This is a genomic window from Phyllobacterium sp. NPDC097923, from assembly GCF_044760925.1.
Lineage (GTDB): Bacteria > Pseudomonadota > Alphaproteobacteria > Rhizobiales > Rhizobiaceae > Phyllobacterium > Phyllobacterium calauticae.
Window position 1 is genome coordinate 25,294 of sequence record NZ_JBIWBL010000010.1, and the last position, 24,139, is coordinate 49,432.

Sequence of the window (24,139 nt, forward strand, 5' to 3'; positions counted from 1 at the left end):
TCAATTATCCTTTGTGGTAGCGATGTGGAGTGAAGGGAAGTGAATGAATATCGACCGGGACGCGGTTGCCCCGCACCTCGGCGAAAACCTTGGAGCCCAGCGCGGACAGCTCTTTGCTGACGTACCCCATGGCAACAGGAAAACCTGCCGATGGTCCGAAACCGCCCGACGTGACCAGTCCGACCTTGTTGCCATCGGCATCAAAGAGTTCGGCATCGGTGCGCACCGGCTGCCGGCCATCGGGCTTCAGGCCGACGCGTTTCTTGGCCGATCCTGTTGCGATCTTGGCGAGAAGCGCCGCAGCGCCGATAAAGCCCGCTGTCTCGCGCACCGGCTTGGCAATGGCCCAGAGCAGTCCGGCATCGACCGGATCATAATCCGGTGTTATGTCATGGCCGTGCAGGCACAGACCCGCTTCAAGGCGCAGACTGTCGCGGGCAGCAAGCCCGATCCAGGCGACACGCTCATCGGCGAAAAGCTTTTCGACAAGCATACGGGCATCGGCTTCCGGCAGGCCGATCTCAAAACCGTCCTCGCCGGTATAGCCGGAGCGGCTCATGAACCAGCCGGGCTTCGGCTCAAATCCGTTCATGAAAGCAAGGTCAGTTCCGGCAATACCGGCATCCAGCAACACATTCACGGCCTGCGGCCCCTGAATGGCCAGGAACACACGATCCAGCGCGTCGATCTTGCAGTCGAAATCCTTGGCGACACCGCGCAGATGCGCTTCGTCAGCCGCGGCATTTCCGGCATTGGCAACGACCATGAAATGCTCGTCGCCGAGACGCGTCACGATCAGGTCATCGAGGATGCCTGCCTTGTCATTGAGAAAGAAGGTATATTTCGACTGACCCGTCTGAAGCGCAGACGCATCAAGCGGGCATGCGCGTGACAAGAGTGCCGCGGACTGTGGCCCGGCCACATCAAAGAGCTGCATATGCGAAATGTCGAAAAGCCCGGCCTTCTCGCGCGTGTGAAGGTGTTCCTTCATCACACCGAGCGGATAGGTGATCGGCATCGACCAGCCGGCAAAACCGCCAAAGCGCGCATTGGCGGCCTTGTGCAGATCGTCAAGCGGCAATTGTTTCAGATTATCTTCAGTGCCCATTTTTACTCCAGAGACGTGCAAAGACCTCCGCCACACGACGGAACATTTCTTTGCCCCTCTGTCGGAAGCCTGAGAGACTCGCTCAATCAGGACCCCTGACTGAACTTACACCTTCGGCGCGGAGTTTCCCCCGACTTTCCAGAGTTGCCTTCCCGGTTTGCGGTTCCTGGTACCTGAGAGATTTCGGGCGATTTCCCCTTCGGTGGCCTGCACATTTCCATGCACGACACTCTCCCGCAAACTGACAGGGCCGAAGCCCTCGACAGGCTGGACCATAGCGCAACGGCCTCTGCCTGTCATCGTGCAAATGGCCGATTTGCCGCTTTGTGGACAGAAATTGTCTGAATGAGGATACTTCGACAGGGAGCGCCCGATGTCAGCGGGTCAGGGCCATCACCCCGAGCGCCTGCCCCCTGCCCTTGACGCCATGCATTCCAAGGTAATTTGCCTTGATTTCATTGGAGAAACTCATCCTCTGTGCCAATTCGCTGGAGATCAAAATCGGCGTGGCCAATGTGCGGCAGAGGCTTTCCAGCCGCGCCGTGGTGTTCACCGTATCGCCGAAATAGGTGATCTTGTGGTGATCCACCCCGATCTCGGCTGTGATGATCGGGCCGCCATGCAGGGCCGCACGCAGGCGCGGCACCCTTCCGAATCGCTCAAGCCATTGATTTGCATTCTTTTCGATACCGTCCAGAATATCGAAGACACAGCGAGCACAACTCGCATCCTTGATGCCGCGCTCAATGGGCCATGTGATGATGGCCGCATCCCCGACATAATCGTCAATGGCTCCGCCGTGACGCCGGACAGGTTCGGCAAAGGCGGCAAAGAGCGCGCCGAGAAACTGCTGCGCCCGCAGATCGCCATGTTCTTCAGCAAACGAGGTCGACCCGACAAGATCGATGAAAAGAAACACGCGCTCTTCGGCCACAGGCTGGCGGTACCGGCTCATCAGAAGGCTGGCAAAAATGTCGCGGCCGAGAAGATCGCGCACCCGCAGGATGAAAATCATGAGGGTCAGGACGGCGAGCGTGTAGAGCAGCACCTGCGGTGACAGCGTTGCCGCGCGCCAGAAAGGACCGTCAATCCAGCCGAAGCTCCACAGCGTTATCCCACAAACGGCATTGCCGATGCTGATCAGCACATAATCGGCTATCAATGCGGCGACGAGAAACCCCGCCGTCGGCAATGTGTTGATCCAGGCACGCAATTTCGGAAAGATGAGGCCGCGTTCGAACGCCAGGATCGGCACACAGATGGAAAGGGCAAACACGGCCCCTAAAAAATACCCCTGCCTATAGACCAGCCAACTATAGAGATAGCCGCTTGCCGCGACAGCGCTGAGAAGGAATACCCACAATCCCACTGAATTTCTGCGCATATTCCCGTTCCGATCCATTTCAAACCTTCAGGGCTGGCTTCAAGGCCGCGTCCCTCCGTGATTTCATTTATGCGCCGAACAATATTATCCAACCAACAGATATCCACGATCTCGCGATATCCATCTGGAGAATTACACCAAGGATCATCCCATCAGACTCACTGCCGTGCAAATTGTCCATCGGATGCGGTCAATTTAAGGCTCCAGATTGTTGAAAAATGACGGTCACTGGCCGGGAGATCAACGATAAATCTCGTACCCGGCATCCCCGCCACCAGGTTAAATCATGCCGTCAGCGAGAGGAATATTAATACAGTTTGCCCGCTGATTTTTAGCAAAGCGTTCTTTGACGGGTCTCGAAATCCGATAAAATCTGACTGCCTCTGAAACGGAGTTCGCGCTGCCTCTGGCGATGCGTGGCTTCAATCACATGGAGGCTATACCCTAACATGGGCTACGCACTGAGTTTGCTCGATAAAAGTCCGATCCACGATGGCGAAACGGCCAGCACGGCGCTGAAGCGGACAGTCGCGCTGGCCCGCCAGGCGGAACAGTGGGGCTTCCACCGGTTCTGGGTGGCCGAACACCATGATGCACCGACATTGGCAAGCTCGTCGCCGGAAGTGCTGATCGCCTTCCTGCTGGCCAATACGGCGCGTATCCGCGTGGGCTCCGGCGGGGTCATGCTACAGCACTACAGCCCCTACAAGGTGGCCGAAAATTTCAATGTCCTGGCTGCACTGGGACCCGGCCGCGTCGATCTCGGCGTGGGCAAGGCTCCCGGCGGACTGCCGTTTTCGACGCGCGCCCTGCAGGGCGTTGTCCCGCGGACGCAGACGCAGGATTTTTCCGCCCAGCTCGCCCAGCTCAGCGCCTTTCTCGACAAGGGACTGCCTGCGGATGACCCGCTTGCCGGCGTTCAGGCAACACCGCGTCCTGCCGTCGCTGCCAACCGCTTCCTGCTTGGCGCCAGTGTCGACAGCGCGCTGCTTGCCGCCTCCCAGGGTTGGGATTTTGTCTTCGCCAGCCACCTCAACGGCGACGAAACGATCCTGCAGCAGACACTGGAGGCGTACCGGAAGGCCGCACCCGGCCGTGCGCCTCTCCTTGCCGTGGGGATCGTGGCGGCCGAGACGGATGCGGAGGCTGACCGGCTGGCCGGCAATATCCAGCATTTCAAGGTGCATGTGGACAATGGCCAGAGCGTCACCGTTGGCAGCGTGGAACAGGCAGAAGAATATGCACGCCAGGCAGGTGCTGCCAATTATCGGATCGAGAAGAAGACACCCAATGTCCTGCGCGGCGCGGCCCGCACGGTTTCAGACCGGCTCGACCGGCTGCATGACCGCTACGGCATCGGCGAATTCATCATCGACACCCCCATCAATGACGCTGCGAAGCGCCTCAGATCCATCGAACTTCTGGCTCAGGCGCAATTCGCCGCTGCCGCATGATCAAGGAGATTGAATAATGTCCAAGCGACCCATTCCATTCGGTGTGATGCTGCAGGGTGCCGGCGGCCACATGAATTCCTGGAAACACCCGAGTTCGCCTGTTGATGCCAGCGTCAATTTCGAATTCTTTGTACGCAATGCCCGCAAGGCCGAAGAGGCAGGCATTGCCTTTGCTTTCGTCGCTGACGGGCTCTACATCAACGAAAAATCCATCCCGCATTTTCTCAACCGTTTCGAACCGATTGCCATTTTGTCCGCACTGGCCGCGACAACCTCGAAACTCGGTCTCGTCGGCACAGTCTCGACCTCCTACAGCGATCCGTTCACCGTTGCCCGGCAGTTCGGCTCGATCGACAAGATCAGCAACGGCCGCGCCGGCTGGAACGCCGTGACATCGCCGCTTGAAGGCTCGGCCAAGAATTACGGCCGCGACCATCCCGACCATGCCCTGCGCTATGAGATTGCGGACGAACATCTCGAAGTGGTCAAGGGCTTGTGGGACTCATGGGATGACGACGCCTTTGTCCGCAACCGCGAAACAGGCCAGTTCTTCGACAAGACCAAGCTGCATCGCCTGAACCACCATGGCCGGTTCTTCAACTCGGAGGGCCCACTGAATATCAGCCGTTCCGAACAGGGACAGCCGGTCATTTTCCAGGCCGGATCGTCCGACGACGGCATCGACCTCGCCGGCAAACATGCGGACGGCGTGTTCACCAACCACGTGCCGATCGAGGAGGCGCAAGCCTTCTATCGCCGGGTTAAGCAAAGTGCGGTCGCGCACGGTCGCAAGCCGGGCGATGTCCTGATTTTCCCCGGCATCGCGCCCATCGTCGGTGCAACGGAGGAGGAAGCGGAGGCAAAGTACCGCATCATCCGCGATCTGGTGACCGTTGACGAAGCACTTGCCTATCTCGGGCGCTTCTTCGACCATCATGATTTCAGCGCCTATTCCATTGACGCGCCGTTCCCGGAACTCGGCGATATCGGCAAGAACAATTTCCGTTCCACCACGGACCGCATCAAGCGCAACGCCAGGGAAAAGGGCCAGACCTTGCGTGAAGTCGCGTTGGAAGTCACAACGCCGCGCAATGCCTTCACCGGCACACCGCAGAAGATCGCCGACGAACTCATCCGCTGGGTCGAAACCGAAGCGGCCGACGGGTTCATTCTCGGCTTCCAGATCCTGACCGAAGGGCTCGAGGACTTTACGCGCGACGTGCTGCCGCTGCTCGAGGAGCGCGGCTATCACAACAAGGTGCTTCCCGGCACAACCTTGCGCGAAAATATCGGCCTGCCCTTCCGCGAAAGCCTCTACACCAAAGCCCGTCAGGCCACGAAGGAACCCATCAAAGAGGCGGCACTCTGATGGGTCGGCAGGCGGGTCCGGTTGAGGAAAGAATCAGCAGCTATCTTGATGAGATGGTCGCTCTTCGCCACGACCTGCACCAGAATCCCGAACTGGGTTACAACGAGCACCGCACCAGCGCGCTCGTTGCCGGCCGGTTGCGCGACTGGGGCTATCAGGTCACCGCGGGCGTCGGCAAAACTGGTGTTGTTGGAACCCTGCAAAACGGCAACGGCCCCAAACGGCTCGGCATTCGCGCCGATATGGATGCCCTGCCGATCGTTGAAGCGACGGGCCTGCCCTATGCCAGCACCATACCCGGAAAAATGCATGCTTGCGGCCATGACGGGCACACCACCATTCTTCTGACCAGCGCCCGTTATCTCGCCGAAACGCGTGACTTCTCCGGCACCCTCCACGTCATCTTCCAGCCAGCCGAGGAAGGCGGCGCCGGGGCCCGCAGCATGGTTCGCGATGGCCTGTTCGAACGCTTTCCCTGCGACGCCGTCTTCGGCCTGCACAACTGGCCAGGTATTCCAACGGGCCAGTTCGGGTTCATCACCGGACCGGCGATGGCCTCGGTCGACAAGGTCACGGTCCGGATCATCGGCAAAGGCGGTCACGGCGCCCGCCCGCAGGAAACCGTTGATCCCGTCGTCGCCAGCGCCTCCTTCATCATGGCGCTGCAAAGCATTGTCGCCCGCAATATCGATCCGCTCGACGCCGCGGTGATTACGGTCGGCACCATCCACGCAGGCATCGCTCCCAATGTCATTCCCGATAGTGTCGAGCTGGAGCTGACGGTGCGCACCTTCCGCAAGGAGGTGCGGGAAGCCATCAAGTCCCGCCTCACCACACTGGCGAAAGCGCAGGCCGAAAGTTATGGCGCTGTCGCCGAGGTGGCCTATCCCAGCGGCTATCCCGTGCTGGTCAACCATGCCGATGAAACGGCGTTCGCCAGAAACGTGGCGATTGAACACTTCGGCGACGCGCGGATCGAGAAGGATTTCCGGCCGATTTCCGCCAGTGAGGATTTTGCCTTCATGCTGCAGGAAACACCGGGAAGCTACCTTTTCCTCGGCAATGGCGACAGCGCTCCGCTGCACAGTCCGCTCTACAATTTCAACGACGAGATACTGCCGTCAGCCGCCCGTTACTGGGTGAAGCTGACCGAAACCTATCTCGCCAGGAATCCCTCCGACAGGCCCATCTGACAAGAACGCGAGACAATCATGACTGATGTTTTTGTTTACACGACACCGAACGACAAACGCTCACAACCGTTGATCGACGCGCTGATCATCGAATACGAAACGCGCTATGGCAACTTTTATGGTGAACCGGCGCGCAACGAATTGAGTCGCTACCCAGCCGAGCTTTTCGCCGCGCCGGACGGTGCCTTTCTGCTCCTGATCCGCGACGGGCAAACCATCGGCGGCGGCGCGTTCAAACGCTATGACGAGCAGACGGCCGAACTCAAACGTATCTGGACCCACGCGGATTTGCGCCAGCAGGGCCTTGCACGCAAGGTTGTGACCGAACTTGAAGAACAGGCTGCGCGCCAGGGCTACACGCGGATTTACCTGACCACCGGCTTCCGCCAGCCCGAGGCAAAGGAACTGTATCTGCGTTCTGGATATACCGCTCTTTTCGATGTCAATGCCGATCCGGAAGTCTATCGGCACCTGCCCTTCGAGAAGGATATCAGTGCATTGGCAGCACAGTTGTCCAAGGTTCCCGCTTCTGTTTCGTCAGACTGTAACCTTCTGCGTCAGGCCGGGTGACTTCACCGGCATCATGATTGTCCGGACCGTGGGATTTCATGCTCAATAAACCCGGTTCTTTGCAACAATGCTTCTCTAACCCCTTTGATTTCGCAGTCCGTCGTCTTTGACTGCTTCGCTTAAACACTACTAAATCAGTCGAGTAAAATACGAGCCCGCAGAAGATTTTCCGATACGGACTCGCTCGACTGAAAAGTGTTGCACAGGGGAATTTGCAAGCATGGCGATTACAGCAGACTATTCGGCTACGCATTCCGTCCAGCCGCCCGCCGCCACAACCGAGGATTACACCCACTACAGGATTGTGAAAGCGAAATACCCGGCGCGTTTCTACGGAACATTGTTTGCCGCTCTGATCATTGCTGTCACGCTTCAATCCATTCTGACCAATCCGAAATGGGGATGGAACGTTTTTGCCGAATGGTTCTTCTCGGCTCCCGTATTGGCTGGCCTGGCGCGCACGCTCCTGCTGACCGTACTCGCAACCATTCTCGGCTTCGCGCTGGGAACAGCGCTTGCATTGGCCCGCGTGTCGAAATCGCCCCTCCTGTCGGGTCTGTCCTGGGCCTATATCTGGCTACTGCGTTCGATCCCGCTGATCGTGCTGCTCCTGATCCTCAACAATCTCGGCTATCTCTATGCGACGGTGCGCATTGGCGTGCCCTACACGGATATTCTCTTTGCCGAATATCCAACCATCTCGATCCTCAGCCCTTTTGCAGCGGCGCTCATCGGTCTCAGCCTCAATCAAGCAGCCTTCTCCTCTGAAATCATCCGCGGGGGTATCCTGTCCGTCGACCAAGGCCAGCTTGAAGCCGCGGCCGCGCTCGGCCTGCCCCGGCGCCGGCAGGCTTTCCGCATCGTCCTGCCGCAAGCCATGCGCACCATTCTTCCCACCGGATTCAACGAGATCATCGGCTTGGCCAAGGGCACATCCATGGTCTACGTGCTGGCCCTGCCGGAGCTCTTCTACACGGTTCAGGTGATCTATCGCCGCAACCTCGAAGTGGTCCCGCTGCTGATGGTGGCAACGGTCTGGTACCTGATCATCATGACTGTGCTGTCGGTCGCCCAGCACTATATCGAACGGCACTTCTCCAAAGGTGCCCTGCGTAATCCTCCCGCCCCGATTTTCCGCAAACTGTTCCGCCGGATCTTCGGTGCCCCGATTCTTGCCCGTCCGCAGAGCGTAACCGTGTCCGCCCTGCAAAATACGGCCGCGGCCAAAACCAGCGACCGCAGCATACCTCTCGCCACTTGGCGGGCGCCGGGATCGGTGAAAATCCAGGGTGTTTCCAAGAGCTTTGGCCAGCTTAAGGTGCTCGACGATATCCGGCTCGACATCAAGGCAGGCAGTGTCACCGCAATCCTCGGCCCTTCCGGCTCCGGCAAGTCCACCCTGCTGCGCACCATCAACCATCTGGAACGCGTCGACGACGGTTTCATCACCGTGGACAACGAGCTGGTCGGTTATCGCAAAAGCGGCCGGACACTCTATGAGCTGAAGGAGAAGGACATTCTCAAACGCCGCGCCGACATCGGCATGGTGTTCCAGAGCTTCAACCTGTTCCCACACCTCACTGTTCTTGAGAATATCATCGAGGCACCGGTGTCGCTCGGCCAGCTGACCCGCCCGGAAGCCATCGGCCTCGCACGGGAACTGCTTGCCCGCGTCGGCCTTGGCGACAAGATCGACGCCTATCCGCGACAGCTCTCCGGCGGGCAGCAACAGCGCGTGGCGATCGCACGGGCGCTGGCCCTGCGGCCGAAAGTGCTGCTGTTCGATGAGCCGACATCCGCACTCGACCCCGAATTGGTCGGCGAGGTGCTGGATGTCATCAAGGAACTGGCCCGCTCCGGCACAACGCTCATCATCGTTACCCACGAGATCGGTTTTGCCCGGGAAGTAGCAGATACGGTGATCTTCATGGACGGCGGGAAGGTCGTTGAGACCGGATCACCCGATCAGGTCCTGAACCGGCCAAGAAATGCCCGCACCAGCGAGTTTCTGGCCAAGGTCCTCTAACCCCAGCGCCGGTTCCGGCATGCATATATCCAAGGAAAGCAACATGATTTTTCGCCCATCCCACATCTCCTTCGCTCTGGCAGTGCTTATCGCCACTGTTTCCGGTCTCGCCATGGTTCACGCCGAAGGTTTTGATCTCAGCCCGGACCAGAGCGGCCGTATCCGGGCGGAAAAGAGCGAAAAGGTCATTGCCTCGATTCCCGCGACGTTCAAATTCGTCAGGGATGATACGCTGACCGTCGGTATCAGCGTCGCGCACCCGCCGCTCAGCACCTACGCAACGGATACCAAGACCGTCGTCGGCTATGATCCGGACTTCGCCCAGCTGATTGCCGATATCCTGGGCAAGAAGCTGGAACTTGTGCCGGTTGCCTGGGCGGATTGGCCGCTCGGCCTGGAATCGGGAAAGTTCGACGCCGTCATTTCCAATGTCGGCGTCACGGAGCAGCGCAAGGAGAAATTCGATTTCTCCACCTATCGCCTCGGCCTGCATGGTTTCTATGTCAAAGCCGATAGCCCGATCACATCGATCAAGGAGCCAAAGGATATTGCCGGGCTCAGGATCATTACGGGATCGGGCACCATCCAGGAAAAAATCCTGCTCGAATGGGACAAGCAGAATGCGGCAAAAGGGCTGAAGCCTGTAGAGCTCCAATATTATGACGATGACGCTGTCAGCGCGCTTGCCATCCAATCGGGCCGGGCCGATGCGGAATTCAATCCCAATGCGCCCCAGGCCTATCGCGCAGCGATTGATCACAAGATCAAACTGGTGGGAACGGTGAATGCCGGATGGCCGCTCATCGCCGACGTTGCAATCACCACCCGCAAGGGGAGCGGCATTGCCGATTGCTTGACCGCTGCAATCAACGAACTGATTGCCGACGGTAAATATGCCCAGTCGCTGGAACGCTGGAAACTCAGCCCCGAAGCCCTTGATAAATCGCGGACAAACCCGCCCGGCCTGCCAAAGATCTGATTGGCCCGATTCACGAAGCAACAGGGCATTTTCCCATGACAAACACATCCCTCGCCATCAACCATGTGGGCTTCCTCACACCAGGCAATTACCGGGACGACAATCCATATCAAGGATTGGAAAACACGCTCCAACTGCTGGAATTCGGTGAGAAACTGGGATTTGACAGCGGCTGGGTGCGGCAGCGTCACCTCGAACACGGCATATCCTCCGCGGGCGTGTTCCTTGCCGCAGCAACCCAGCGCACCAGCCGCATCCAGCTGGGCACAGCGGTCATCCAGATCGGTTATGAAAGTCCCTACCGGCTCGCCGAGGACCTTTCAACTGTCGACGTCCTGTCGCGTGGCCGGCTCAACATCGGCCTGAGTGCAGGCACGCCCGCCCATGCGGAGCTGCTCGGCCCACGGGTGTTTGATGGCAACTGGAAGGAATACGACCTTTCCCACGAGCGCGTCATTCGCTTCGCCGACAACCTGCGCGGTGAATTTCTCGCCGATCCCCAGACCTTCATCGCAACGCCGGGCGGGCCGCAACGGCCGCGCCTGCAACCCCATGCCGAGGGGTTGGTCAACCGGATCTGGTATGGCGGCGGGTCGCTCCGATCCGTGGGATGGGCCGGCAGGAATGGCTTCAATCTGATGATCGGCAATGTGACCGCCGGTGAAAACACCGACGATTTCTTCGAAGCTCAGGGCCGCCAACTCGACGCATACCATCACAATCTCGACGGCGTCTTCCGCCGCGTGTCGCTTGGACGTGTCATTGTCCCGACTGACAGCGCGGATGCTGGTACCCGCAAGAAATATGCCGACTATGCGGCAAGCCGTTATGAGCGCACCCTGAAGCCGCAGGGTGACCGCCGCACCCTGTTTCCCAGGGACCTCGTCGGGACATCCGAGCAGATCCTCGAACAGCTTTTCAACGACCCGATCGTGGCGCGCGTCGGGGAGCTGCGGCTGGAACTGCCCTACGAGTTCCAACAGCACGAATATCAGCAAATCCTCTCCGATTTCATCTCCCACATCGCTCCGGAAATCGGCTGGGGCAATCAGCCCGTGCGCATCAGTGCGGGGGCACGGCGCTGAAAAACAACCACAAACCACACTCAAGGGGTTATCCATGACAACCAGACTGCGACTTCTATCCTTTGTGGCCGGGGCATTCATTGCCGCCACCACCCATCTCGCCTTTGCAGCCGGAGACGGCTTCGATCTCAGCCCGGACCAGAAAGACCGCGTGCGGGCCGAGAAAAACGAGAAGGCCATCGAATCCGTATCCAAGAGCTTCAAATTCGTCAGCGACGGCAAACTGACCATCGGGCTGCACCCGTCCAACCCGCCGCTCAGCACCTATGCCAGCGACGCCACCACCGTCGTCGGTTTTGACGTCGATCTTGCCCAACTGGTGGCGGACAGCCTCGGACGCGAACTGGTACTGGTACCGGTCGCGTGGGCCGATTGGCCGCTTGGGCTTGAATCCGGCAAGTTCGATGCGGTGATTTCAAACGTCACCGTGACGGAACAGCGCAAGGAGAAGTTCGATTTCTCCACCTATCGCAAGGATGAGCTTGGCTACTACGTCAAGGCGGACAGCGCCATCAAGGCCATCAAGGAGCCAAAAGATATTGCCGGGCTCAAGGTGATCACCGACGCCGGCACCAATCAGGAGAAAATCCTGCTGGCCTGGGACAAGGAAAATGTCGCCAAGGGTCTGAAACCCATCGAAGTCCAGTATTATGACGATGATGCGGTGAAGTATCTGGCCATTGAATCCGGCCGCGCTGATGCAGTTTTCAGCGTGAACGCAACGCAGGCCTACAAGGCTGCTGTCAACGGCAAGACCAAGCTCGTCGGAACCGTCAGTGGTGGCTGGCCGATCACCGCTGAAGTGGCCGTTACCACGCGCAAAGGCAGCGGAGTGGCGGACGGTATCACAACGGCGCTTAATGCCGTCATCGCCGACGGCAAATATAAAAAGGTGCTCGATCGCTGGAATCTTGGCTCGGAAGCCATCGACAAGGCAACCACCAATCCGCCCGGTCTGCCAAAGAGCTGAGACCGTTCACATCGAAAGGCCGCACCGGTATAAACCGGTGCGGCCTTTCGTTTGGCTTATTCGCCGTAAGGGACCCAGATGTTCTTCACCTGGACGGAGCGGCGCAGATAATCCTTTCCCTGTCCCTGCTGCGTGTTCGCCCAGTCGCGCTGGCGGCCATTGTTGACCCAGGTGGCTTTCAGATTGCCGCACGATGCCTTTTCAACCATCGCACTGCCTTCTTTCGAGCCCACGTACCACAGCGCATCCACTTCATCATGTTCGGCCAGAGTCTTGGCCAGAACATCGCGCTCACCCGTGACGATATTCACCACACCGCCTGGAACGTCCGAAGTATCCAGAACCTGATACAGGTTGGCTGCGAGAAGCGGGTGCTTGGTGGATGGCACAGCCACGACACGGTTGCCCATGGCAATGGCTGGCAGAACCAGTGAGATGAACGATAACAGAGGCTGGTCATCCGGACAGACGATACCAACGACGCCCCATGGCTCGTTCATTGCCAGGGTCACATGACGCGACTTGGTGGGATGGACCGCGCCATCATATTTGTCGGACTGAGCGGCATAATAGAATATGCGGCGAAGCGCGGTTGCAAACTCGTCAGCTACCATCTTGGCTGAAACGCCGGTGCTCTCCACCAGCAATGCTTCAAACTCGGCCTGCCGCGCGCTCAAGTTTTCGCCGAGATAGTACAACACCTGTGCCCGGTTATGGGCCGTGACGCCACCCCAGGAACCAGCCTTTGCAGCCGCTTCCACGGCATTGCGGATATCCTTGCGATTGCTGATGCCGGCCTGACCGATGATCTGGCCGCCCTTGCCGACGACCGAATAGCTGTAACCGCCGTCGGGGCGCGCCTGCTTGCCGCCAATGTAGTTCTTGACGGTGCGATCAATTGAACCGCCAAGCGCCATTTTCGCCTCGCCATCCGGCGCTGCCGATGGCTTGAATGCCTGTTCGGCCTTACCGGCTGGCAGACGCTTCTCCCAATCTGCGGTCAGGTATTCGTATAACCCTTCACGCCCGCCCTCGCGGCCATAACCGCTTTCGCGGTACCCGCCGAAGCCAGCACCCGCATCGAGCAGGTTGGTCGAGTTGATCCAGACCACACCGGCCTTGACGCGGGCAGCCATGTCGAGGGCCAGATTGATGTTTTCCGACCAGACCGATGCTGCGAGCCCATATTTGATATTGTTGGCAAGGGCGACGGCTTCGTCGGGTGTGCGGAACGTCGTTGCGGTGGCAACCGGTCCGAAAATCTCCACTTCGCACACGGTCGACGCCGGTTCGACATCGGTGAAGAAACCCGGTGCAAAGAATGCACCCTTGCTGGGCAGTGTTACCGGCGCTTGCCAGAGCGTACCGCCCTCCACCTTGCCCTGTTCTACTAACGATGTAATGCGCTTCAGCTGTCCCTTGGAGACAATCGCGCCGACATCCATGGTCTTGTCGAGCGGATCACCGACCCGCAGGGTTTCCATGCGCTTGCGCAGTTTTGCATAAAACCGCTCGGCAATGCCTTCCTGGATGAGAAGACGCGAACCGGCACAGCATACCTCACCCTGGTTGAACCAGATGGCATCAACCACGCCCTCGATAGCGCCGTCGATATCGGCATCTTCGAACACGATGAAAGGCGACTTGCCGCCCAGTTCCAGCGACAGCTTCTTCTCCGAACCTGCAATCTGCTCGCGGATGATCCGGCCAACTTCGGTCGAACCGGTGAAGGCCACCTTGTCAATATCGTCATGGCCGCAGATCGCTGCACCCGTGGCGCCATCGCCGTGGACGATGTTGACGACACCAGCGGGCAGGCCGATTTCGTGACAGACTTCGGCGAAAGCAATCGCCGTCAGCGGTGTCAGTTCGGCCGGTTTGAGAACAACCGTATTGCCGGCGGCAAGCGCCGGCGCGATTTTCCACGCCAGCATCAGCAGCGGGAAATTCCACGGGATCACCTGACCGCAGACACCCACGGGTGAAAAGCCTTCGAATTCTGTTTCCACCATCTCCGCCCAACCGGCATGATGATAGAAATGCCGGGCGACCAGCGGAATATCGATGTCGCGGGTCTCGCGGATCGGCTTGCCATTGTCCATGGTCTCCAGAACGGAGAAGAAGCGCTCGCGCTTCTGGATATGGCGGGCAATCGCGTAGAGATATTTGGCGCGTTCGTGACCGGGCAGCTTCGACCATTTGCCGAAGGCCGCGCGGGCCGCCTTCACGGCCGCATCGACATCGGCTTCCGTGCCGTGTGCCACCGTCGCCAGAACGGCATCATTGGCCGGATTGATGACCGCAAATGTCTCGCGGCCCTCGGTGCCGGTGAACTTGCCATTGATGAAGTGACCAAAACCCGCCTTGTTGGCATCAAGCCAGCTCTGGACGTCGGTATTGCTCTCTGGTGCCGGGCCATATTCCATCGTGCGAAGAATATCCTTGATCTGTCCCATATTCCTGTTCCTCAAGCGAGTGCGTGGCGCGAAGACGCGGCGTAGCGACCCGTCACATAATGTTCCAGCTGCCGTTCGATATCGCCAAGCATCGAGCTGGCTCCGAGCCGGAACAGATCCGGCTGCATCCACGGCAACCCCAATTCTTCCTTCATCAGGATCAGCCAGTTCATGGCATCCTTAGCCGTCTTCATGCCGCCCGCAGGCTTGAAGCCCACGGTCTGGCCGGAAAGCTCGCCGTAGTCCCGCAAGGCGCGCAGCATCACCAGACTGACGGGCAGCGTGGCATTGACATCTTCCTTGCCGGTCGACGTCTTGATGAAATCGGCACCGGCCTGCATCGCAACCATCGACGCACGGTAGACGTTGCGCAGCGTGTTGAGATCGCCGGTTGCCAGAATGGCTTTCATATGCGCCTCGCCCGAAGCCTCGCGCATCCGGGAAATTTCATCATAAAGCGCCGACCAGTTCTGGGTGAGAACGTGTTCGCGTGTGATGACGATATCGATCTCCTTGGCACCCTCGCCCACCGCATAGTGAATCTCGGCCAGGCGCTGCGGCAGCGGTGTTAGGCCAGCGGGAAAACCCGTGGCAACGGATGCAACGGGAATGCCCGAACCTTCCAGCGCCTTGACCGCATGGGGAACCATCGTCGGATAGACGCAGACCGCACCCGTCGTGATATGCGCATCGGCTAGTCCGAGCGCTTCCAGAATGTCATCACGCACCGGTTTTTTCGCCTTGGCGCACAGGCGGCGGACGCGGCCCGCCGTGTCGTCTCCGGCAAGAGTCGTCAGGTCGATGCAGGTGATCGCCTTAACGAGCCAGGCTGCCTGATACTCCTTCTTGACCGTTCGCCTGGTGGTCAGTGTCGCGGCCCGGCGCTCCGTAGCCGAACGGTTGACGGCAATGTCCTCGAACCAGTCCGGCAGAAGTTTCGTACCGGTATTGCGCGCGTGGGAATGTGGCATTTGGATTTCCGTGCCCTTTTGGACCAATGGTTGTTGCGTGTTCATCCCCGACCCTTCCTATGATCGATGAAGCGATTGAGCAGGATGGCTGCAACGATGATAATACCGGTGACAGTCATCTGGTAGAAGGAGCCCAATCCCAGAAGATTGAATATGTTACGGAGAACCTGCAGCAGCATCACGGCAAAAAAGGTACCGAGCACGCCGCCGCGTCCACCGAAAAGACTTGTACCACCCAGCACGACGGCAGCGATGGCGTCAAGCTCAAGCCCTTGCGCCGCCGTTGGCTGGCCAATGCGCAGGCGCGATGTCAAAAGGATGCCGCCCAGCGCTGCCATGAACCCTGACACCGCGAAAACCGCCGTGATCATGAACCGGGTCGGCAGGCCGGACAACCGTGCTGCTTCGGGATTGCCGCCGGTCGCGAAGACATATTCGCCGAACACGGTGAAGCGCAGCACCAGCCCGGCGACAATGCACAGGACAACGAAGATCAGACCCATCGATGACAGGGAGAAGCCGGGCAGAAGCGGGATCATCGTCGAGCTGATCGACGCGAAACCCTGCGGCAAACCGCTCACGGGTACACCGTCGGTCATCAGATAGGTGATGCCACGGAACGAGACGAGCCCGGCCAAAGTCACGATAAAGCTCGGCACCTGGGCAAGCGCGCTGATCGCCCCCATCCCGGCACCGCAGGCCGTCCCCACCAGTGCCGTTATCGCAACCGCCACGAAGGGATCAAAGCCATGCGACATCAGCACGGCAACCAGCATGCCGCAAAGCGCAACGACACTGCCGACAGACAGGTCGATATTGCCGGTCAGGATGACGAAGGTCATACCGATGGCAACCACGCCAACAACCGCAGCCTGCTGAAACAGATTGGCAATATTGGTAAAGGTCAGGAAGTTGCTCGACAGCGAGGTCGCGATAACAACCACTGCCAGAAAGATGACGATGAAGTTGTACTCGATCGCCAGATCGACAAGACGCTTGCCGAATGCCGGCGTATCGGCTGGCGGCAAGGCGGTTTCAGTGTTGGACATGATTTTCACCCAGAATTGTTGCCCTCAATATTGCGTCGCGGTCCGCAACCGAGGGATCGTATTTGCCGATGTTGCGGCCTTCATGAAACACCCAGATCGTGTCGCAGGCCGCATAAAGCTCATCCAGCTCACTGCTGGCAACGATGACGGCGGCCCCTTCCCGCGCGAGCCTGTCGACCAGATTGTAGAGATCTGCCTTGGCGCCGATATCGAGGCCACGGCTGGGCTCATCGAGAAGCAGCACGCGCGCGCCATTGATGATCCATTTTGCCAGGACGACCTTCTGCTGGTTGCCGCCGGAAAGCTGCACGACAGCCTGCTCCGGCCGGCCATATTTGGTCGACAGGCTTTTCAGAACCGGCACCGTCTTTTCCTTTTGCAGCGAATGGCGTGTCAGCCATCTCTCGCGCATCGATGGCAAGGTTGCATTCTTGTAGATCGGGGCGTGCAGGATGAGGCCTTCCGTCTTGCGGTTTTCCGGCACCAGACCGATGCCGCTGCGGATGGCGTGAGCCGGATGACGCGGATGGAACGGCTTGCCTTCCAGCTTGATGTCGCCGTCGAAACGGTTGGCGCCGAAGAGCGATTTCAGAAACGACGTCCGCCCGGAGCCGTTCAATCCCGTGAGGCCGACGACCTCGCCCCAGCGCACATCAAGACCGCTGATATCAAGTCCTTCCGGTCCGCGCAGCCGGTTGACGCGGAGCGCGACATCGCCGGTTACCGGCTCACGGATTTTCCGTTCGATCAGCGAGCGCTGTTTGCCGATGATCGCTTCCACCAATGCGCCATCCCCGGTGCTCTTGACGTCGAATGTCTCGATGGTCCTGCCACCGCGCAATACGGTGACCCGGTCGCCGATTTCGCGCAGTTCACCCAGCCGGTGGCTGACATAGAGTATGGCAACCCCCTGCCTGACGAGTTCGCGAATGACCTTGAACACGCTCTCAAGCTCGGTTTCATTGAGCGATGCCGATGGCTCGTCCATGATGATGATCTTGGCATCCATGGTCAGCGAGCGGGCAATAGCGGTCAGTTGCTGGTTGGCGACCGACAAGGTCTCGACCCGCACTTCCGGTTTGAAATGTGCGCCCACGCGCTTCAACGCTGCGGCTGCCCGTTCCCGGCGCTCCCTGTGATTGATCAATCCAAACCGGCCCGGTGCATGGCCGAGAAACAGGTTCTGTTCGACGGTCAGTTGCGGGACAAGATCCAATTCCTGATAGATCATCGAAATGCCAAGCCGCGCGGCCTGAGACGGCGAATACAGGTCAACAGGCTTGCCATCCAGCAAAAGCGAACCATCGGTCGGGCGGAAAGCTCCCGCTATGATCTTGAGCAGTGTCGATTTGCCCGCGCCATTGGCGCCAAGAAGACAATGCACCTCTCCGGCACGGACATTCAGCGAAGCCGACTCCAGGGCGGTGATATTGGGCGGGAATTTCTTCGACACCTGCTGGACGGTCAAAACATCAGTCGTCACTTGCGGCCTCCAATGCATAGCGGGCCGTTGCTTCGTCGGTAACGATGACCGAGACAAAACCGGCCTTCAGGGCAGCCAGGGCTATCTGCAATTTTTCCTCACCCGCAACGACCCCGATCGAGCGCTGCTTGGTCTTGAGGTAATCAAGCCGAAGCCCAACCGTGCGGTCGTCAATGGTCTGATCAACGATGTTGCCATCCTTGTCGAGGAAGCGACCAAGAATGTCTCCGACGGCGCCCGCATCTTTCAGCCGGTCGATATCGGCCTCTTCAAGATAACCGGAACTGAGCAGCACGGATTCGTGTGTAATGCCGCCCATGCCGAAACAGACCACATCCGCCTGCATCGCAAGTTTGAGAACACGCTCGATGATCGGATCTTCTTCAAGCACTTCGCGGGTGCTTTTCTTGCCCAATATGGCAGGAACCGGCAAAAGCGTGGCGATGCCGTTGCCTGCCTTGGCGAATTCCTCCGCAACGGCGCTTGTATGGGTTGACGTTGAACGCAGATTCGTCGAGCCGTTGACCAGAACCACATGCACGCCCGGGTTCCAGTTGTTCGGCAGGAATTTGGCAACCGCGGACATGGTGCGGCCCCAGGAGACACCGATCAGATCGGCCTTGGGATTGAGGCCCGCAAGATACTTTGCGGCTGCCTGCGCTACACTCTCCATGAGAAGGGCTGAATCCGTTGTTCCGCCTGATGGGACGACGATGGCGTCGCGCAGACCGAATTCCTGTTGCAGGCGCACTTCGAGTTCCGTCCGCCGATAGGCCCGCGGCGTGATCTCGATGCGCACAACCCCCAATTCCTTGGCTTCGATGAGCAGTCGCCCTACCTGCCAGCGCGTCAGACCGAGTTCCGCGGCAATCTCGCTCTGGGTGCGCTCAAGATCGTAATAAAGCTTGGCGACGCGCACCATCAGGTGCTCCCGCTGCTCGTCGGAAGGCAACCGGACAGATGGATTGATCCGTGCGTCGCTCATTGTGCAGCCCCCGCCAATTGCCTTGCGCTCAATGCATGCAGCGCCGGTGTCAATGTTTCGGTCGTATCCCGATAGAGCGCCATCGTATCCCGATAGCGCCGGCTGCGCACGGGGTCAGGCTGCACTTCCCGCGCTGGAGCAGCACAAGCTTCCGACGCCGCGATGAGGTCGGGAAACAGTCCAAGCGCATGGGCGGAACACACGGCCGTTCCGATGAGAGAGAGATTGTCATCACTCGCCACGTGAACGGGCCGGCCGATGGCGTCGATTGTCGCCTGCAACCACAGCGGGTTCTTGCAGATGCCGCCAGCCATGACGATACGCTCAACGGACACGCCGCGTTCTTCCAGAACCGCAACGACATTGGCGGAACCAAGCGCAATGGAATCCACCGCCGAGGAATAGATGTCGGCCCTGTCGTGACTGAGCGACAGGCCGAGGATTGCTCCGCGCAGATCTGCATCCCGGTAGGGTGTGCGGTTGCCCATCCAATAATCGAGCGTCAAAAGGCCTGAATCCTGCGCCGAAACCACGGACGCCTGGCGGATCAGATCGCGGTGGCCCTGCTCGTCCAATCCGAAAATCGTGCTGCTGAACCAGTTGAGGATTGACCCGGCCGAAACCTGCCCCGCCTCCACCAGCCACAACCCATCGACGAGTGCATTGGGATAAGGTCCCCAGAAGCCGGTGACATTCCCCTGTTCCTTCAGGTGTGTCAGATGCACAACGGATGTCCCGCCGATGATCAGCATTCCACCCGCAGCAACGGTTCCCGCACCAAGCACACCGATATGCGCATCGATGCCACCCTGGGCAAGAAGCGGTTGCGAAGCGATACCAAGGGCTGCCGCAACGTGCGGTTTCAATGATCCGATAGCATCGCCGACCGGAACGATCCTTTGCGGCAGCTTGTCCTGCAGTTCGGGAATGCCAAGCGCCGCGTAAATCTCCGGAACGAACGCACCATTGCTTGAATCATAATTCCACTTGCAGGCGGCATTCATGCGCGAGCCTACCCACGCGCCGCACAGCCTGTAGTTGATGAAATCCAGCGCTTCGCAAATGATATCAGCCTTGGCAAAGATGGCTGGTTCGTGTTCGGCCAGCCACATCGCCTTGGGAACCAGCCATTCGACGGCATCGCCGCCGCCGCTATAGGCCATGACGGGATGATCAACCTTTTCCGTGGCGCGAGCCTCTTTGGCCGCCCGGCAGTCCATCCAGAGAATAGCCGGATAAAGCGGCGTGCTTTCCCTATCGCAAATCACAACGGAGGAAGCAGTCGTGGCAACACAAACCGCAGCTATTTCAGTCGATCCGCATTGCTCGACGGCCTGACGGCCGGCCCTCAGAAGCGCATGCCACCATTCCTCGGGCTGCTGTTCTGCCCAGCCAGCATGGGGATATAGGGTGGAATAGCTGGCTTCCGACAGCGAGAGCATCATCCTGCGCTCGACATCGTAAACACCGGCGCGGACTCCTCCCGTGCCAAGATCAAAGTTCAGGACAAGTGTCATCCTGCCGTCTCCTCCCTCGATTCCCTGCCTCTTGCCGAAGTCTTTCAGGGCCGGAACATGACCTTCGAAAAGAACATGCTCCTGTCAGTCCGGAACTTTTCAAACATTCCCGGCAACTCGGCAAGGTCGAGATCATGGGTTATCATGAATTCCCATTCCAGTGCGCCGGATCCCAGCTTTTCCAGCGTCACCGTCCATTGCGGTCCCGGATAGGGCGGGCCGAACGAATTCCACGAGCCATGCAGCGATACCTCCTGCCGCAGGAAATGCTGGAATGTCTTGTTGTCCAGGGTTACCTCCGCAACCGGAATGCCTATGAAGACCACATGACCGCTCGGTGCGGCCATCTTCACCGCCATATTGATCGATGAAGGGTGTCCGGCGGCTTCGATAATCGTATCGCAAAGCAGGTTGGCGGGAATGTCCGCACCGGACAGGAATGTGTGCGTTGCACCGGCACGGCGCGCCATGGCCAGCTTTTCCTCCGATACATCGACGGCAACCACATTGCTCGCGCCCATCAGCTTGAGCCATTGAATGGCAAACAGGCCAATCGGACCACAGCCAATGACGCCGCCGCGCTGACCCATTCCGATACCGCCGGCCTTCCATATGGCATGAATGGCAATCGACGCGGGATCGGTCATGGCGACCGCTCTTGGATCAATCCCCTTTGGTGTTTTCAAAAGGTTGGAAACGGGAACGCAGACAAATTCCGCATAGGCGCCGTCCCGGCGCGAACCGAAATAATCATAGTCACGGCAGCGCGAAAACTGCCCCTTCTGGCACTGGTCGCATTCGAAGCATGGCAGCATCGGTGGAATGGCCACCAGTTCGCCGAGGTCAAAGCCTTCAACGCCTTCGCCAAGCTCAGTGATATGACCGGAAAACTCATGGCCGCAGATAAGCGGCATCCTGTGTGCGCCCTTGATCAGCATGCGCGGCAGATCCGACCCGCACACACCCACCGACGCGACGCGGACAATCACGTGTCCCGGTTTGATCTGTGGTTCCGGGACGTCTTCAAGGCGAATATCGCCCGGGGCATAGAGAACTGCTGCACGCATCATGGTATCCTGTGGGTACATAATAATGGGAGCTGCGGAACAGGTCTGCTCCGCAGGCTCGGGAGAAGGCCTTACTGGCCGAGAACGTGCGGGCGATATTCGGCAAACAGTCCGGCGCGGGGGAAATCCGCAACATTCTTGGACGTCACCAGTGCCGTGCCCGCATCGACAAAGGACGAAACCGGCTTCTTGGCCGCCGCTTCGCGGGCAACCTGAATTGTCACGTCACCGAGATATTTGGGATCATTCAGCGCTGAGCCGACATAGTTGCCGCCGTCGGCAATGATGGTGAGCGCTTCCGACAAACCGTCCACGCCAGCAACCAGCACATCGCTGCGGTTGTTTTCCTTCAGGACCTGCAGGGCGCCAAGCGCCATATCGTCATTGTGCGCATAGACAACCTTCACATCCGGATTGGCCTGAAGCAGGTCCTGCATGGCGGTGACCGCATTGGCTCGGATATATTCCGCATAGGGGCCTTCGACGATGGTGTGACCCGACCCTTCAATGGCGCTGTGAAAACCGTCGCGCCGATCCATCATGACCGCACCGCCGGCATCGCCCTGGATCTCGATGATCTTGGCTTTCTCGACGCCGTCAGCCTTCAGGCGCGCGACTACCGCTTCGCCGACCAGCTTGCCCATGTTCTTGTTGTCGCGGCCGACATGGGCGGTCACGCCCTTGCCGTTGACGCTGCGGTCAACCGTAATGACCGGAATACCGGCAGCAACGGCTGCTTCGAGCGATGGCACGACCGCGTCGGGATTGACGGGGTTGATGATCAGCGCGTTCACGCCCTGGGTAATCAGATCCTGAATGTCATTGTTCTGCTTGCTGACATCACCGTTGGCATCGAGGAAAACCAATGTATCGCCGCCGGCCTTGGCGGCCGCTTCCGCTCCTGTCTTGAGCTGCACATAAAAGGGCGACTGCAAGGTCACCTGACTGAACCCGATTTTCAGGCCTTCCGCATTGGCTGCGGTCATGCCCAGACCTGCCACCAATGAAATGGCGGTTCCGGCAAAGGCGAATCTGAACAAAAAGCTGCGACGGTTGAGCATGGTTTTCCTCCCCAAAGACTCATTTTTCTGATAAATCTACATTTGAGCAAATATCGCTCATTTGTTATTTTAGATAATCAGAAGTTGTTGAATGAGTCAACGCGGTTGACAAGATCGCTGGAGAAAACAAATAAGCAGTTGAAATATATGTGATATTCATCCGCCCCATGTGGCGTCTGTCCGGCAAATGCAGAGGGAATAGTGTGAACAAAGGATCTGCAGCAAACCACAAAAGTTGCATTTGCAGGTGAGAGCGCTCTAAGCTCAGCTCTTCGCATCGTGAGTTCGCACCATGTCCAGCCCAATACAGATCACGCCGGAACGCATTGTTGAAACCGAGCGTCTCATCCGGCCGCACATCCGGCATACTCCGGTCATAAGGGCCGATCTCGGTGACTTCGGCCTGCCGCCGCGCGGTGTCGATTTCAAACTTGAATTTCTGCAGCACTCTGGTTCGTTCAAGGCGCGCGGCGCCTTTGCCAACCTGCTTACCCGTCCAGTGCCGGAAGCGGGCGTGGTTGCCGCATCAGGCGGCAATCATGGTGCTGCTGTTGCTTATGCCGCCATGCGGCTTGGGGTACCCGCAACCATATTTGTGCCCGGCGTCACCGCGCCTGCCAAGGCGGACCGCATCCGCAGTTACGGTGCAAACCTCGTTGTTTCCGGAGACCGGTATGCCGATGCCCTGGTGGCAAGCGAGCAGTTCGTGGCGGAACGCGGGGCCATGCCGGTTCACGCCTTCGATCAGCCGGAAACCCTGCTCGGCCAGGGAACGCTTGGTCTGGAAATCGAAATGGACCTGCCTGCTCTCACGACCCTTTTGGTCGCGGTCGGTGGCGGCGGCCTGATTGGCGGGATTGCGGCCTGGTTTTGCGGCCGCGTCAAAATCGTCGCTGTGGAACCAGAGGGTGCACCGACCCTGCACAGGGCATTCAGCGCAGGCAGACCTGTCGATGCGCCGACGGAAGGCATCGCCGCCGATTCCCTGGCGCCAAGGCGCGTCGGAGAACTGATGTTCCCGTTTGCCCGGGATTTTGTCGCGCAGTCCGTGCTTGTCTCGGACGATGACATTCGCGCTGCGCAATCCGCCCTTTGGGAGCGGCTGCGCATTGTCGCTGAGCCCGGTGGCGCCGCCGCCTTTGCTGCGCTTCTGGCACAGAAATATGTTGCCGGTCCGGACGAGCGTGTTGGCGTTCTCCTGTGCGGCGCAAATACGGGCGCTGTGCACTTTTAAGAGGGCTGCACCTGCACGCCTTGCATCCAACGACGAAAGCCCCGCCGGAGCGGGGTTGTGTTTGTGTTTGTTGGAAGCTGGTTTTTGTTGGTTGCGGGGACAGGATTTGAACCTGTGACCTTCAGGTTATGAGCCTGACGAGCTACCGGGCTGCTCCACCCCGCGCCACCATATCCGG

The 24,139-nt window shown here is 59.1% G+C and carries 19 protein-coding genes, 1 tRNA gene and 1 riboswitch; of the genes, 9 read left to right on the forward strand and 11 right to left on the reverse strand.

Annotated elements, in window-relative coordinates:
- Positions 1-4 precede the first annotated feature (4 nt).
- Positions 5-1,108, reverse strand: coding sequence for a glycine cleavage system aminomethyltransferase GcvT (gcvT, locus tag ACIQWS_RS24990; protein WP_403185060.1), 1,104 nt, complete (start codon positions 1,106-1,108; stop codon positions 5-7).
- Between the two features lie 150 nt (positions 1,109-1,258).
- Positions 1,259-1,355: riboswitch (glycine riboswitch) on the reverse strand.
- Positions 1,356-1,484: 129 nt separating this feature from the next.
- Complete coding sequence (locus ACIQWS_RS24995) at positions 1,485-2,492, reverse strand: adenylate/guanylate cyclase domain-containing protein (protein ID WP_403185062.1); 1,008 nt, start codon at positions 2,490-2,492, stop codon at positions 1,485-1,487.
- A gap of 449 nt (positions 2,493-2,941) precedes the next feature.
- Here ACIQWS_RS24995 and ACIQWS_RS25000 point away from each other — a divergent pair, with 449 nt between their 5' ends.
- The 8 genes from ACIQWS_RS25000 to ACIQWS_RS25035 all read left to right on the forward strand — a co-directional run bounded on the left by ACIQWS_RS25000 (position 2,942) and on the right by ACIQWS_RS25035 (position 12,138).
- The gene (locus ACIQWS_RS25000) at positions 2,942-3,946 is read left to right on the forward strand and encodes an LLM class flavin-dependent oxidoreductase (RefSeq protein ID WP_403185064.1); all 1,005 of its coding nucleotides are present in this window, start codon (positions 2,942-2,944) and stop codon (positions 3,944-3,946) included.
- Between the two features lie 16 nt (positions 3,947-3,962).
- Positions 3,963-5,315 (forward strand): LLM class flavin-dependent oxidoreductase, encoded by a 1,353-nt coding sequence (locus ACIQWS_RS25005; protein WP_403185067.1) that lies wholly within the window; start codon positions 3,963-3,965, stop codon positions 5,313-5,315.
- Complete coding sequence (locus ACIQWS_RS25010; RefSeq protein ID WP_403185070.1) at positions 5,315-6,508, forward strand: M20 aminoacylase family protein; 1,194 nt, start codon at positions 5,315-5,317, stop codon at positions 6,506-6,508. Before ACIQWS_RS25005 ends, ACIQWS_RS25010 begins: the two co-directional genes overlap by 1 nt.
- Before the next feature lie 18 nt (positions 6,509-6,526).
- Complete coding sequence (locus ACIQWS_RS25015) at positions 6,527-7,078, forward strand: GNAT family N-acetyltransferase (protein ID WP_403185072.1); 552 nt, start codon at positions 6,527-6,529, stop codon at positions 7,076-7,078.
- 220 nt (positions 7,079-7,298) lie between these two features.
- Positions 7,299-9,104, forward strand: a complete 1,806-nt coding sequence (locus tag ACIQWS_RS25020) for an amino acid ABC transporter permease/ATP-binding protein (RefSeq protein WP_403185074.1) — start codon at positions 7,299-7,301, stop codon at positions 9,102-9,104.
- Between the two features lie 43 nt (positions 9,105-9,147).
- The gene (locus ACIQWS_RS25025) at positions 9,148-10,083 is read left to right on the forward strand and encodes an ABC transporter substrate-binding protein (RefSeq protein ID WP_403185076.1); all 936 of its coding nucleotides are present in this window, start codon (positions 9,148-9,150) and stop codon (positions 10,081-10,083) included.
- 35 nt (positions 10,084-10,118) lie between these two features.
- Complete coding sequence (locus ACIQWS_RS25030) at positions 10,119-11,168, forward strand: LLM class flavin-dependent oxidoreductase (RefSeq protein WP_403185078.1); 1,050 nt, start codon at positions 10,119-10,121, stop codon at positions 11,166-11,168.
- Between the two features lie 34 nt (positions 11,169-11,202).
- Entirely contained in the window at positions 11,203-12,138 is a 936-nt protein-coding gene (locus ACIQWS_RS25035; RefSeq protein ID WP_403185080.1) for an ABC transporter substrate-binding protein, read from the forward strand.
- A gap of 56 nt (positions 12,139-12,194) precedes the next feature.
- Here the strand turns inward: ACIQWS_RS25035 and ACIQWS_RS25040 are convergent, their stop codons facing one another.
- The 8 genes from ACIQWS_RS25040 to ACIQWS_RS25075 all read right to left on the reverse strand — a co-directional run bounded on the left by ACIQWS_RS25040 (position 12,195) and on the right by ACIQWS_RS25075 (position 22,727).
- A complete protein-coding gene (locus ACIQWS_RS25040; RefSeq protein WP_403185082.1) occupies positions 12,195-14,594 on the reverse strand; it encodes an aldehyde dehydrogenase family protein in 2,400 nt (799 codons plus the stop codon).
- An 11-nt stretch (positions 14,595-14,605) separates the two neighbouring features.
- Positions 14,606-15,565, reverse strand: coding sequence for a deoxyribose-phosphate aldolase (gene deoC / locus ACIQWS_RS25045; RefSeq protein ID WP_223616036.1), 960 nt, complete (start codon positions 15,563-15,565; stop codon positions 14,606-14,608).
- A 41-nt stretch (positions 15,566-15,606) separates the two neighbouring features.
- Positions 15,607-16,614, reverse strand: a complete 1,008-nt coding sequence (locus ACIQWS_RS25050; protein WP_403185084.1) for an ABC transporter permease — start codon at positions 16,612-16,614, stop codon at positions 15,607-15,609.
- The gene (locus tag ACIQWS_RS25055) at positions 16,601-18,097 is read right to left on the reverse strand and encodes a sugar ABC transporter ATP-binding protein (protein ID WP_403185086.1); all 1,497 of its coding nucleotides are present in this window, start codon (positions 18,095-18,097) and stop codon (positions 16,601-16,603) included. Before ACIQWS_RS25055 ends, ACIQWS_RS25050 begins: the two co-directional genes overlap by 14 nt.
- Complete coding sequence (locus tag ACIQWS_RS25060; protein ID WP_403185088.1) at positions 18,087-19,082, reverse strand: sugar-binding transcriptional regulator; 996 nt, start codon at positions 19,080-19,082, stop codon at positions 18,087-18,089. Before ACIQWS_RS25060 ends, ACIQWS_RS25055 begins: the two co-directional genes overlap by 11 nt.
- A complete protein-coding gene (locus tag ACIQWS_RS25065; RefSeq protein WP_403185090.1) occupies positions 19,079-20,599 on the reverse strand; it encodes a ribulokinase in 1,521 nt (506 codons plus the stop codon). Before ACIQWS_RS25065 ends, ACIQWS_RS25060 begins: the two co-directional genes overlap by 4 nt.
- Before the next feature lie 44 nt (positions 20,600-20,643).
- Positions 20,644-21,666 (reverse strand): galactitol-1-phosphate 5-dehydrogenase, encoded by a 1,023-nt coding sequence (locus ACIQWS_RS25070; RefSeq protein WP_403185092.1) that lies wholly within the window; start codon positions 21,664-21,666, stop codon positions 20,644-20,646.
- 71 nt (positions 21,667-21,737) lie between these two features.
- Positions 21,738-22,727, reverse strand: coding sequence for a substrate-binding domain-containing protein (locus ACIQWS_RS25075; RefSeq protein WP_346305148.1), 990 nt, complete (start codon positions 22,725-22,727; stop codon positions 21,738-21,740).
- Positions 22,728-23,019: 292 nt separating this feature from the next.
- On the opposite strand from ACIQWS_RS25075, the gene ACIQWS_RS25080 reads away from it, so the two are divergent.
- Positions 23,020-23,961, forward strand: a complete 942-nt coding sequence (locus tag ACIQWS_RS25080) for a threonine/serine dehydratase (protein ID WP_403185094.1) — start codon at positions 23,020-23,022, stop codon at positions 23,959-23,961.
- An 88-nt stretch (positions 23,962-24,049) separates the two neighbouring features.
- Here the strand turns inward: ACIQWS_RS25080 and ACIQWS_RS25085 are convergent.
- Positions 24,050-24,126 (reverse strand) — tRNA-Met (locus tag ACIQWS_RS25085).
- Between the last annotated feature and the right edge of the window lie 13 nt (positions 24,127-24,139).

Coding starts and splice junctions, on each gene's coding strand:
- ACIQWS_RS25020 (WP_403185074.1), top strand. CDS start 7,299: ATGGCGATTACAGCAGACTATTCGGCTACGCATTCCGTCCAGCCGCCC.
- gcvT (WP_403185060.1), bottom strand. CDS start 1,108: ATGGGCACTGAAGATAATCTGAAACAATTGCCGCTTGACGATCTGCAC.
- ACIQWS_RS25080 (WP_403185094.1), top strand. CDS start 23,020: ATGTCCAGCCCAATACAGATCACGCCGGAACGCATTGTTGAAACCGAG.
- ACIQWS_RS25065 (WP_403185090.1), bottom strand. CDS start 20,599: ATGACACTTGTCCTGAACTTTGATCTTGGCACGGGAGGAGTCCGCGCC.
- ACIQWS_RS24995 (WP_403185062.1), bottom strand. CDS start 2,492: ATGCGCAGAAATTCAGTGGGATTGTGGGTATTCCTTCTCAGCGCTGTC.
- ACIQWS_RS25075 (WP_346305148.1), bottom strand. CDS start 22,727: ATGCTCAACCGTCGCAGCTTTTTGTTCAGATTCGCCTTTGCCGGAACC.
- deoC (WP_223616036.1), bottom strand. CDS start 15,565: ATGCCACATTCCCACGCGCGCAATACCGGTACGAAACTTCTGCCGGAC.
- ACIQWS_RS25025 (WP_403185076.1), top strand. CDS start 9,148: ATGATTTTTCGCCCATCCCACATCTCCTTCGCTCTGGCAGTGCTTATC.
- ACIQWS_RS25040 (WP_403185082.1), bottom strand. CDS start 14,594: ATGGGACAGATCAAGGATATTCTTCGCACGATGGAATATGGCCCGGCA.
- ACIQWS_RS25005 (WP_403185067.1), top strand. CDS start 3,963: ATGTCCAAGCGACCCATTCCATTCGGTGTGATGCTGCAGGGTGCCGGC.
- ACIQWS_RS25035 (WP_403185080.1), top strand. CDS start 11,203: ATGACAACCAGACTGCGACTTCTATCCTTTGTGGCCGGGGCATTCATT.
- ACIQWS_RS25000 (WP_403185064.1), top strand. CDS start 2,942: ATGGGCTACGCACTGAGTTTGCTCGATAAAAGTCCGATCCACGATGGC.
- ACIQWS_RS25030 (WP_403185078.1), top strand. CDS start 10,119: ATGACAAACACATCCCTCGCCATCAACCATGTGGGCTTCCTCACACCA.
- ACIQWS_RS25050 (WP_403185084.1), bottom strand. CDS start 16,614: ATGTCCAACACTGAAACCGCCTTGCCGCCAGCCGATACGCCGGCATTC.
- ACIQWS_RS25070 (WP_403185092.1), bottom strand. CDS start 21,666: ATGCGTGCAGCAGTTCTCTATGCCCCGGGCGATATTCGCCTTGAAGAC.
- ACIQWS_RS25060 (WP_403185088.1), bottom strand. CDS start 19,082: ATGAGCGACGCACGGATCAATCCATCTGTCCGGTTGCCTTCCGACGAG.
- ACIQWS_RS25015 (WP_403185072.1), top strand. CDS start 6,527: ATGACTGATGTTTTTGTTTACACGACACCGAACGACAAACGCTCACAA.
- ACIQWS_RS25010 (WP_403185070.1), top strand. CDS start 5,315: ATGGGTCGGCAGGCGGGTCCGGTTGAGGAAAGAATCAGCAGCTATCTT.